This is a genomic window from Clostridioides sp. GD02367, assembly GCF_045900275.1.
In the GTDB taxonomy this organism is placed as follows: domain Bacteria; phylum Bacillota; class Clostridia; order Peptostreptococcales; family Peptostreptococcaceae; genus Clostridioides; species Clostridioides difficile_A.
In genome coordinates this window covers 223003-235580 of sequence record NZ_JBJODK010000002.1, presented here as the reverse complement: position 1 = coordinate 235580, position 12578 = coordinate 223003, and the positions used below count along the sequence as shown (strand labels likewise).

Genomic DNA, 12578 nt, shown 5'->3' with positions numbered 1-12578 from the left:
AACAAAACATATCTATACAAATTTATAAGTCTTTCTATAAAATTAATATACCTCACTAAGCCTTTCTTCTAGCTTAGTCTGAACAAAGCCTAATATAAGATTTACAATCCAATATACTACTATTACACAAGTAAAAGCTTCCAAATATTTATAACTTGCTGCTGCTTCTGATTGAGCAACTGCCATAATTTCTGTAACCCCAATAGTAAAAGCAAGAGAAGTTCCTTTTATAATATCTGCAAAAGTATTTGTAAAGGGAGGAACTGCAACTCTTATAGCTTGTGGCAAGACAATTCTTTTCATTGTTTGTACATACGTCATTCCAAATGCCAAACTTGCTTCTATTTGACCTTTATCTACAGATGTTATAGCACCTCTTAAACTTTCTGCAAAATAGGCAGAAGAATTTAAACCAATTACTATTACTGCTGCTGAAAATGCTTCCAATGTTTTAAGTTCTGGTACTAATTGTATTAGACCAAAGTATATGAAAAAAAGTTGAGCAGCAAGAGGAGTACCTCTAAAAAATGAAATGTATATTCTTGATACTGTTTTTAAAATAGGAACTTTAGCATCTACAATTAATGCTATGAGTAAAGCTACAACAATTCCCAATACCAAAGATAACAGAGACATTTTGAATGTTACTGTCAAATATTTTAATATTAACGGAAATATACCTGCTGCAAATCCAAAATCAAATACTTGCATCATTAACCTCCAATTAATTTTCCTTAGTTGTATCTAAGCCAAACCATTTTTCAGATAGTTTTGTAAATGTTCCATCTTCATGCATTGCTTTTATAGCTTTATTTACATCCTCTATTATAACTTTACTTTTTTCTTCTTTTCTAAATGGATATTGATTTACTTCATATACACCAGTATCTATATCTGCAACTTTTAATTTAAGTTTACCTTGTTCTATAGTTGTTTTAGCTTTAACCTCTGAAAGCCATGCAATATCAATTCTTCCATTCTCTACATCTTTTTCCATAGGTACTCCATCATATGTAACTATATCAAGTCCTAAGTTATGTTTTTCATTTAAATCTCTTATAGTTTTTTCTCCATTACCACCTAGAACACAACCTACCTTTTTACCTTTTATGTCTTCTATCTTACTTATAGTGCTATCCTCTGGCACTATAAATTTATATTTACTATATGCATAAGTATCCGAAAAATCATATTTTTCTACTCTTTCAGGAGTAGTTGACATTTGGTGTGCTACTGTATCAACTTTACCAGCATCTAACATACCCATAAGTCCACTAAATTTAGCAGTTTTAAACTCTATTTTATAACCTGTTCTTTTTGATATTTCTTTCCATACATCAATTTCAAAACCTTTATTTTCATCATTTTCTTTATAACACCATGGTGCATATTCTACCGATACTCCTACATTTAAAATTCCTTTATCTTTTTGAGAATCATCTTGTGTTGTAGCTTCACCATCTTTACTTGAACAGCCAACTAACATTGTTGTCCCTAAAACTAATGTCAATAATAATGATGATACTTTTTTACTTTTTAATTTCAAAAATAACACTCCCTCTTTCTATATATTTGTGTACTCAAACATAATATCATAATTTGAAAAGGTTTTTTATTGCTTTTCTCTATATAATTCGACACTGATATTCTTCTTTTCTATACTTTCTTTGTAATTTATTTTTGAAATTAATACTATTTTGTTAAATTTATATTTATTTTTATTTTCTATCAATAATTAACAATTTAGTTATAAAATTTAATTTACATGTTAAAAATTATAAGCTCTTAAAATAACTTTACACAAAAAGTGAACTTTGTATATCAAAGTTCACTTTTTTGAATTCCTTGCTCTAGGATAATGCAGTAATATATTAATTTTTATAAAATAAAGTATTTTTAATTATTAAATAATCTTTATTTACTATGCTTCTTGATTTAGTGGTTTTTTAAGTAATGCTAAAAGCATCATTCCAACCACAGCACCTATAGCTATAGCTAATATATATCCAAGTGGATGAGTAACTACTGGTATAACAAATACTCCTCCATGAGGTGCACGAAGAGCTGCATTGAACAACATACTAAGTGCTCCTGCTACTGCTGAACCTCCTATACATGCTGGTATAACATGAAGTGGGTCTCCAGCTGCAAAAGGTATAGCTCCTTCAGTTACAAAAGATAATCCCATTACATAGTTAACTTTACCAGAATCTCTTTCTTCTTTTGTAAATCTATTTTTAAAGAATGTAGTTGCAAGAGCTATCGCAAGAGGTGGAACCATACCTCCAGCCATTACCGCTGCCATTATTTCAAATTGCCCTGATTCAAGTGATGCAACCCCAAATACATATGCTGCTTTATTTACAGGTCCACCCATATCTACAGCCATCATTCCACCCAAAACCAATCCTAAAACTATTTTTGAAGTTCCTCCTAAGCCATTTAAAAATCCAACCATTGCATTATTAATTGCTGTAACTGGAGGTATTACTAAAAATGTCATTATAATCCCCATCAAAAGCGTTCCAAATAAAGGATATAATAATACGGGTTTTATTCCTTCCAATGAAGTTGGTAATACACTAAATACCTTCTTAAGTCCTTCTACTAAATAACCTGCTATAAAACCTGCAAGTAATGCACCTAAAAACCCTGAACCACCATCACCTGCAAGGGCTCCTCCTACAAAACCTACAACAAATGCTGGTCTATCAGATATAGAGTATGCTATATATCCTGCAAGTACAGGTAGCATAAATCCAAAAGCTTTATCTCCTATTCCCTTAAAAAATGCTGCTGTTGGAGTATTTGAACCAAAATTTGAAGGATTAATAGAATAATCATCAAGTAAAAATGCTATTGCTATAAGTATTCCTCCACCAATAACAAATGGTAACATATTAGATACACCATTCATTAAATGTTTATACACTTTTCTAAATCCACTTTCATTTTCTTCATTTGATTCGTTGTGATTTGCCTCTCCTCCATGATAAACTGGAGCATCACCATTTACAGCTTTATCTATAAGTTCCTCTGCTTTGTGTATACCATCAGCAACTTTAGTCTTTATGACTTTCTTCCCATTGAATCTAGCCATCTCAACATTTTTATCTGCTGCTACTATTATACATGTTGCATTTTCTATTTCTTCTTTTGTAAGTCTATTTTTGATGCCTGCTGAACCATTAGTTTCCACTTTTATTGATATTCCTTTGCTTTCAGCCATTTTGTTTAAACTTTCAGCTGCCATAAATGTATGTGCTATTCCAGTTGGGCATGCTGTTACTGCCAAAATTTGAGGATATTTGTTAATATCTTTATCCTTAGTATCTACTATATTTTCTTTTTTAATTATTTCATCTTGATATTCCTCACTGAACTTTTCTCTTTCTTTTTTATCTATTATTTCCTTAAATTCTTTCTCAGAAGTTGAATTTATAAGTTTATTTCTAAAATCTTCATCCATAAGTATTGTAGATAATCTTGATAGCACTTCCAGATGTGTATTATTAGCTCCTTCTGGTGCAGCTATCATAAAAAATAGATTTGATAAGCTTCCATCAAATGATTCATAATCTATACCTTCTTTTGATATTGCTGCTGCTATACAAGCTTTAGTAACTGATGTGTTCTTAGCATGAGGAATAGCTACACCTTCTCCAATTCCTGTTGTACTCATTTCCTCACGAGCTAAAATAGCTTTTTTATAAGTTTCTTTGTCCTTTAAATTACCACTGTTTGCAACTAATTCAACTAATTCTTCTATTGCTTCTGATTTGTTTTTTGACTTTAAATTCAACTTAATTGATTTTTCATCTAGTAAATCTATAATTTTCATAATTCCTAACTTCCTTTCTATATATTTTTAGATATTTTAGAATCTATTTACAGATATTTCATTTACCAACTCATCAATGTATTCTCTTTTAGCTAAGTCATATGAAAAAGCAGTTGCACTACCTGATGCTGCTCCTAATTTAAGAGCATAATCATATTTGCCAGTATTCAAATATCCAGATATAAATCCAGCCACCATTGAATCACCTGCTCCTACAGAATTCTTAACTTTCCCTTTAGGTACATTACTTATAAGTACCTCATCTTCTTCTGTAACTAGCAGTGCTCCATCTTTGCCCATTGAGACTAAAACATTTTTAGCCCCTAGTTGCTTTAATTTCTTAGCATATTTTACTATATCTTCATTTGAGTTTAATTTAACATTAAACAGTTCTTCTAATTCATCACTATTAGGTTTAATTAGAAAAGGCTTGTATTTTAAAACATTAAGAAGAAGATTTTTAGTTGCATCTACTACAACTCTTATATTTTTTTCTTCTAGTCTAGACATTATATTCTCATATAGTTTTTCATCTAAAGTAGAAGGTATACTTCCTGCCAATATTAAAATATCATCTTGATTTAATTTATCAAGTTTTTTATACAACAAGTCAATATATTCATCAGCTATATTTGGTCCTTGCCCATTAATCTCAGTTTCTTCCAATTCTTTTATTTTTACATTTATTCTTGTAAAACCACTTTTTAACCTTATAAAATCTGTCTTCAAATTCTTTTCTTCTAATGTTTTTATTATATATTCTCCAGTAAAGCCACTTATAAAACCTAAAGATGTATTATCATTTCCAAGTTCTTTTAGTATACGAGATACATTTATACCTTTTCCTCCTGGATAAACGTATTCTTCATTTACACGATTTGTATTTCCAGTCTTTAATTTATCTAGTTTAACTATATAATCTATTGATGGATTTAATGTCACTGTATAAATCATCTTGCCACCTCTTTTTATTTATTTACTTTATGTTTATATCTTAACTTCATATTAATATCTCTGAAAGTCAAAAAATTTCTCTTAATTAAAAGAGAAATTTATCGTTTTTATTTTATTTAGTTTTATATTATCCAAACTTACAAGTGTATATGCAATACTATATGATATCTCTCTACTTAAATAAGTTTACAAACTTTTCAAAATTGCTATTTTCACATATACTTATAACTTTTGCTATAGAATCTACTCTTTTATATATATTTGAAAATATAACTTCATAATCCAATATTTTATCCTTATCAAGAGCTAACATTATTATCAAACGAACATCTGATATTTCCCAAGCAATAGGAGTCTTCAATATTCCAATTGCTATTTTGTTTTCAAAAACTTTTCCAATTGCTCCATGTGGTATGGTTACCATATTTCCTATTTCAGTTGTAGCTATTTTTTCTCTCTCAAAGTAAGAATTTTTCATATCATCATCTATGTAACCTTTTTGCACAAGTTTACTTGCCATAAAATTTATAACGTCTTCTTTCCTTTTAAAATCTAAATCAGTAAAAAATAATTCATTATCAAGAAGATTTTTTATATCTAAATCTAAATATATATTTCCTGTTTCTATATATTTTTCAATTAATTTGATTTCTTTTTCACTTAAAATAGGAGATATATTTATTACTGGTATATCTGCTATTTCAATAGGAACAGTAGATATTACAAAATCAACATCTATAACTTTTATATATTCAACTAAGTATGAAGGAATAACTTTTAATATTTCTAGTTTTTCTTTAAATACATTTTCCAATTTAGCCTTTATTAACATTGATGTCCCTATACCTGATGTGCAAACTATTATAGTCTTGAAAACCTTATCTTTATTATTATAAGAAGCCCTTTCAACAGCTCCGCCTATATGTAGAGCTATGTTTGCAACCTCATCCTCATTGATTTCTATGTTTAAGTCTTTTTCTATTGTTTTTTTAGCTATACTAGCTAGCTCAAAAGCAAATGGATATTTTATTTTAATGTCTTGAGCTATTATAGGTGATTGATTTATACCTAGCTTTATTTTTTTACACAGACTACTAATATGCTTATATAAAAATTCTTCAAATATCTCATCATGACTTATATCTATTGAGGTAGCTAATTTTAAATTTTTACAAAAGGTTTTTATTGAGCTTATTATAATTTCTTTATTTTGTTCATTTTCCAAAATCGAACTTCTTTTATTGCTATAATTTTCTACAAAACTTTCTATAAATTCTTTTTCATCGCACTTGTGTCGACTTAACATAACTAGTATATTATTCAACACATTTTTAAATTCTATGTCAGTTAATACCAAACCATTTTCATTTAATACATCTAATAAGATTTTTTTTATTATTAATTTTTTTTCTCTTATATCATCATTTAAAAAATCATTTAGAGTCAATTGATTATCTCTCTTATTACTCAAATCAATTATACAATTTACTATTCTATCTTCACTTTCAGAAATACAGATACCTTGCTTATGCTTGGACTTAATCGAAATGGAATACTTTTCTAATATTCTTTTTACTTCTTTTAAGTCATTTTTTACTGTTGAAACACTCACATACATGGAATCTGCTAAATCTTCAAGCCTTATGGTATTTTTTTCTTCATTACTCAAGGTTAACACTTTTCTGATTATATACTCTACTCTATCTACATCATCGTACAGATTACTATTTAAATTCACCTCATCAAAGCTTCCCTCTAGTTTATAACCAACTCCTCGTATTGATAGAATTTTACTTTTTTTAAGTTGTTTATTAATATCTTTTATTTCATTTTGTATAGTTTTTGAAGAGCATCCTATTTCTTGACTCAAGGCAAGACCACTAATTGTATCTTCAGAATTTAACAGGATTTTTATTATACTTATCTGTCTTGCTGTTATATTTAAACTCATAAAATCACCTTTTACTCTAAATATTGATTTCTCAATTTTTTTATTTCTTCTTTATCTAAACTAAATTCTCCATATAAATATTTTTCCACACTACTGTATTCTTCATCAATTCTTCTAAAAGCAGTCTTCATATATTCTTCATTCACACCAAATATATAATTTAATTTTTCTTTTGGAATTCCTTTAAATTTAGGCTTATATTCAATAAACCTTTCTATTTCCTTATCTGCAAATTCATTACTTTTCAAATAATCTTTCATTATGTTCTCTCTTGATACACCTAAAATCATAAGAATTATAGCACTCCCTACACCAGTTCTATCTTTCCCTGCTGTACAATGATTTAATATTGGTAAATTAGAATAATCCTTTACAAGCTCTACTAATTTTTTATAAGATGGATTTCTTATTGGTAAATTATAATAACTATTGTTTAACATATTAAATGCACCATCTTTTTCAAACAAACCATCAATCATATCTTCAATAGAACCAAAATTCCCTTCTGATTCTTCTAACTCTCTCATAGCTGGAATTCTTATGTTTTTTATATTTGATATTATTGTTGATGGATGTTTACGAGCTTCTTCGTCACTTCTATAATCAAATATATATTTAATATTTAATTCTTTTAAAATTTTTATATCATTTTTACTTAGATTTGATAATTTTGCAGACCTATAAAATAAACCATACTTTACAGTCCTACCATCTTCAGTTTTATTACCACCTAAATCCCTAAAATTTTTCATCTTACCACCTCTTAAAAGCTATCTATTGTACTTATATTTAATAATATTTATAAATTAATTTTATCACAATTTCATATTGTTTATTTAAAATATTTTTTAGTATTTAGTTAGCAATTGTAAAATATAAAAGTATATCTTTATACAAAATTAACCTAAATTTTACATAATTTATTTACTTTGTAGAAGCTTTATAGTTTATAATCAATATACAGTAGTATATTTTATGTAAAAAAGACCATATTTAGAATAATATCAAATACATTGGAGGTTTTATATTATGGACATTCAAAAGCAAAAGAATTTTATAATTAAGTTTACATATGTTGTCTTAATAGGAAGTATTGTATATATTGCGTTAAAATTCTTGTTACCATTGTTGATGCCTTTTGTCATCAGTTTTATCATTGCATCCATCTTAAGACCTATTATAAGACTTATTACAAATAATACGAATTTAAATCGTACATTTATTTCTGTAACAGTACTTTTAGCCTTTTATGGATTATGCATATTTTTATTAATTAGTTTTGGTGCAAAAATATTTACGAGTGTAAGTGACATATTTTTTAGACTTCCTGAAATATATAAATCAAATATACAACCAACACTAAATACTCTGTTTTCTAAAATAGATGCTAGTACACCTAATGTTAACCTAGCATTGATACTTGGTTGGGATAATATAAGTCAATCGATGATGTCTTTAGTCGCCTCTGTTTCAACAAATGCACTTAATGCTATTGCAAGTATTGCAAGTAAAACACCTGCATTTATGCTAAAACTTATTATTACCTTGATTGCTTCTTTTTTCTTTACTTTTGACTATCAAAAAATAGTAAACTTTATCTTAAAACAATTTCCAGAAAAAAGTCAGCTGATGATAATAAATATAAAAAATAGTAGTATTAATGCTCTTTTAAAACTGCTAAAAGCATATGCAATACTACTATCAGTGACATTTATAGAGCTACTTATTGGACTTAATATCCTAAGAGTTGAAAATGCATTTGCTATATCTGTCATAATAGCACTTGTTGATATTTTACCAGTCTTAGGTACAGGAAGTATTTTGACACCTTGGATGATTATTTCATTAATTAATGGCAATATCAACTTAGCAATAGGGCTTCTAATACTATATATCATTATAACTGTAGTTAGACAGATACTAGAACCAAAGGTAGTAGGACACCAAATTGGTCTATACCCTTTAATAACTCTAATGTGTATGTTTGTTGGAGCTCAACTATTTGGAATAGCTGGATTATTTGGATTTCCCATCGCAGCTACAATCATAAAAAATCTACACGATAATGGTATTATCACTGCATTTAAATAGATTAGCTTTTACATTTTATTTAAACTTAAAATAGTGAGATGTATTGTACATCTCACTATTTTTGCTACTCTTTACAAATAATATCAATCATTTCTTTATATTCGTCTTCATTATTTAAAACATCTACATTTTTAAATTTTTCTTTAATTTCTAATGAGTAAGATATTGTATATGGAATAAATTTTTCTATTTCTTTTATATATTCCTTAGAAAAAAATTCAGCATTATACACTACAGAAAATAAGATTAACATCAAGCAATCATTCTTTATCATAGTTATTACAGATTCGTTTTTATTATTAATTTTAAAACCATCTATCAATTCAATAGTAAAATTTATTAATTTATTTGTGATTTTATCTAAAGTTCCATTTTTTATCGTTTCTGTCATAACAGTTTCATGATTGAATTTTAAATCTTCTTTTATATCCTGCAAATCGTCAGATACTTGCAATAAAAATCCATAACCAATGCAAAACTCTATTTCTTCCTTTGTCATCAAACCACTTATTAAGTATCCATCTACTAAAACAGATGAACCACCTTTTTCAATAGAAATAGATAATAATTCTTCTTCACACAAATTACTTTTTCTATCTTGTTGCTTTAAGCTCTTTACTTGACTTTTAAATATCAATAATAGTGACTCATAGACTTCTTTAAATTTTTCTCTAGGATAAACACTTTCAATATAATCAATCATTTGGGATACTTTACTTTCATGGTAGTTATTAGGTTTAATTTGTTCTCCCAAGAGTCTTTTTTCTAACCCGCTATTAAATAAGACTTTATCAATTTCATTTATATTTGTATTGTCTAAATAGTTGTCTGTATATGGATATAACATGCTATATGCAAAGTTTGCTTTTGAATAATAAACTTCTTTATCAAATAATAATTGTAATGCATTTGAAATCCACACATTCCTCATAGCCTGCATAATATCACTTATAGGCAAATCATCATCAAATTTTCTGGCATCTCTAATAAACTGTTTTGTTATACCTAAAAACTTTTTTCTATCTTCAACATCCATTTTTTCTAACTTGAAAATATTGTCTTTTTCTAATGTGTTTTGTAAAAATACCTCACCTTTTTTTACCCACATTCTTCTCAATACAAAATCACTTGGATATTTTTTTAAGTGAGTTGATAATGTATCTATCAATTTATCCAATTCTTTTTCACTCTTTTTTTGTGAATTTTTACTATATGTTTCTATATTCTCAGATAATTCAACACTTGAATTATTCCATGTATCCTCACATTTTTTACAATAATATTCAAATATAATATTTAAATCCATTTAACAGCCCTACTTTCATGCCTAAATTATACACTATATTATATCAGTACATATAACTAATATATAGTTAAACTTCTAATTGTGTATAATAATAATTTAAAAACTATTTATTTTTCAATTTAGCTAGTGCTTCTGCAAATGGATTATTAAATGTTTCTTGAGTTTTGTTTTGATTTTTTAAGTATTGATTAACATCTTTTTTTGATGCCTTCTTTTTTTCCTCTTGCTTTCTTTTATTGAAAGATGACAATTTCTCTCTATATCCACAGCTACAAGTGAAAATTCTTCCTTCACCTTCTCCACGAAGTTCTAATTTCTTATGACAATTAGGGCACCTTGAATTAGTTACTTGTGATATAGTTTTTCTAGTATTACACTCTCTATCTTCACAAATCAGCATTTTACCCTTTTTACCATTTACCTCTAGCATGAATTTACCACACTCTGGACATCTATTTTTAGTTAAATTATCATGTTTAAATTTATTATCACTATTTTTCACTTCTAAGACAATGTCTTTTGAATAAGCTTTCATATCATTTATAAATGTGTTTTTATTAAGTTTTCCCTTTGAAATCTCCAATAGTTTTTTTTCCCATGAAGCTGTAAGTTCTGGTGTTTTCAAATCTACTGGAACTAAATCCAATAATTGTCTCCCTTTTGATGTTATATATATATCTTTATTTTTCTTTTCCATCAAAAATGAATTGAACAATTTTTCTATTATATCTGCTCTTGTAGCAACTGTTCCAAGACCATTTTTTTCCATAGCTGTTAATAATGTGCCCTCATTTAAATATGGTGGTGGATTTGTTTTACCTGAAGTTACCTTTAATTCCTTAACTTTAAGTATGTCTTTTTCTAAAACATTTGGTATACTTTCATATTCATCTTCATCATCAATATCTTTATAGCTTTCCTTCCATCCTAAATTTATTACTTTATTTCCCTTTGCTTTGAATGTTTCTCCCTCTATACTTGCATTTATAGTTGTCTGCTCATATTCAAATGGAGGAGATAATACTGCTAAAAATCTTTTTACTACAAGATTATATATTTTTCGCTCTTTATCACTAAAATCACTCATAAATACCTTCTGCTCTGTTGGTATTATTGCATGATGGTCTGTTACCTTTGAATTATCAACAAAAGATTTATTAGCTGTAATATTGCTTTTTAATAATTTGTTGCAAATCTTTGAATAATCACTAACATTTACAGCTTTTATCCTGTCTTTTAATGTCCCAACAATATCTGATGTTAAATATCTAGAATCAGTTCTAGGATAAGTAAGCACTTTATGATGCTCATATAACTTTTGCATTATAGACAATGTTTCTTTTGCTGAAAATCCAAACATTTTATTTGCATCTCTTTGCAACTCTGTTAAATCATATAGTGCAGGAGAATATTTTTTCTTATATGATTTACTTACCTCAGATATTTTTATATCTAAATTTTTCACCTTTTTTAATGTAGAATCTATCTTTTCTTTACTGAATGTTGAAGAATTGTTGTTCTTATCACTCCAAATAAATTTTATGTCTGAACTTCCCTTTGTAGCAATTAACTCCAATCCATAGTATTCTTTAGGTTTAAAATCTCTTATTTCTTCCTCTCTCTTTAGTAACATGGCAAGAGTTGGTGTTTGAACTCTTCCACAAGAAAGTTGCGCATTATACTTTGTTGTCAAAGCTCTAGTTGCATTTATTCCAATAATCCAATCAGCTTCTGCTCGTGCTATTGCTGAATAATATAAATTCTCATATTCTTTTCCACTTTTTAATTTTGCAAAACCTTCTTTTATTGCTTTATCTGTACTTGAAGAAATCCAAAGACGTTTTAAAGGCTTTTTTACTTGTGATTTTTCTATTATCCATCTTGCCACAAGTTCTCCTTCACGACCTGCATCTGTTGCTATAACTATTTCATCTATATCATTCCTATTCATTTGAGCCTTGACTGTATTAAATTGCTTTCCACTCTTTTTTATTACAACAGTCTTTAGATACTTAGGAAGAATTGGTAAGTCTTCTAAGTTCCATGATTTATATCTTTCTCCATAACTTTCAGGGTCTGCAAGTGTAACTAAATGACCTAATGCCCAAGTAACTACATACTTTGGCCCCTCTATATATCCATTTTTTTCATTTTTCGACCCCAAAACTTTTGCTATATCTCTTCCAACAGAAGGTTTTTCTGCTAGTACTAATATTTTTCCCATCTAAAAATACTTCCTTTCTCTATGTTCAATCTCATATTGCACTTAAAATCTAAATAAATAGAACTTTTCTTAATATCGTAACTATAATATTACCATAATTTAATGGTATCTAATTAATTATTTAAGATTTTCTTATTTTTTTATCTAAAACTTATTTTATACCTAATTTATATGCTTATTATTACATCAAATTTCACGTATATTACTTATA

At 27.6% G+C, this 12578-nt stretch carries 9 protein-coding genes; 1 reads left to right on the top strand and 8 read right to left on the bottom strand.

Features of this window, described 5'->3' with window-relative positions; all coding sequences use genetic code 11:
* Positions 1-42: 42 nt before the first annotated feature.
* The 6 genes from Q3223_RS03075 to Q3223_RS03050 form a co-directional block, all read right to left on the bottom strand.
* The gene (locus Q3223_RS03075; RefSeq protein WP_065388405.1) at positions 43-711 is read right to left on the bottom strand and encodes an amino acid ABC transporter permease; all 669 of its coding nucleotides are present in this window, start codon (positions 709-711) and stop codon (positions 43-45) included.
* Positions 712-724: 13 nt separating this feature from the next.
* Positions 725-1546: a transporter substrate-binding domain-containing protein gene (locus Q3223_RS03070; RefSeq protein ID WP_407811591.1), complete on the bottom strand. Its 822-nt coding sequence runs from the start codon at positions 1544-1546 to the stop codon at positions 725-727.
* A 375-nt stretch (positions 1547-1921) separates the two neighbouring features.
* Positions 1922-3841 (bottom strand): PTS fructose transporter subunit IIABC, encoded by a 1920-nt coding sequence (locus tag Q3223_RS03065; protein ID WP_167640606.1) that lies wholly within the window; start codon positions 3839-3841, stop codon positions 1922-1924.
* A gap of 36 nt (positions 3842-3877) precedes the next feature.
* Entirely contained in the window at positions 3878-4795 is a 918-nt protein-coding gene (gene pfkB, locus Q3223_RS03060) for a 1-phosphofructokinase (RefSeq protein ID WP_054270824.1), read from the bottom strand.
* A 172-nt stretch (positions 4796-4967) separates the two neighbouring features.
* Positions 4968-6746 carry a BglG family transcription antiterminator gene (locus tag Q3223_RS03055; protein WP_167640605.1) on the bottom strand — a complete coding sequence of 593 codons (1779 nt, stop codon included), beginning with the start codon at positions 6744-6746 and terminating at the stop codon, positions 4968-4970.
* An 11-nt stretch (positions 6747-6757) separates the two neighbouring features.
* On the bottom strand, positions 6758-7498 hold the full coding sequence (locus Q3223_RS03050; RefSeq protein WP_167640604.1) for a tyrosine-protein phosphatase: 741 nt from the start codon (positions 7496-7498) through the stop codon (positions 6758-6760).
* A 277-nt stretch (positions 7499-7775) separates the two neighbouring features.
* On the opposite strand from Q3223_RS03050, the gene ytvI reads away from it, so the two are divergent.
* Positions 7776-8837 carry a sporulation integral membrane protein YtvI gene (ytvI, locus tag Q3223_RS03045; RefSeq protein WP_074178357.1) on the top strand — a complete coding sequence of 354 codons (1062 nt, stop codon included), beginning with the start codon at positions 7776-7778 and terminating at the stop codon, positions 8835-8837.
* 64 nt (positions 8838-8901) lie between these two features.
* On the opposite strand, the gene Q3223_RS03040 is transcribed toward ytvI, so the two are convergent.
* Together Q3223_RS03040 and Q3223_RS03035 are read right to left on the bottom strand one after the other, a co-directional pair.
* Positions 8902-10143 carry a flagellar protein FliS gene (locus tag Q3223_RS03040; protein ID WP_284182093.1) on the bottom strand — a complete coding sequence of 414 codons (1242 nt, stop codon included), beginning with the start codon at positions 10141-10143 and terminating at the stop codon, positions 8902-8904.
* Between the two features lie 103 nt (positions 10144-10246).
* Entirely contained in the window at positions 10247-12367 is a 2121-nt protein-coding gene (locus Q3223_RS03035) for a DNA topoisomerase III (protein ID WP_223153150.1), read from the bottom strand.
* Positions 12368-12578 lie beyond the last annotated feature (211 nt).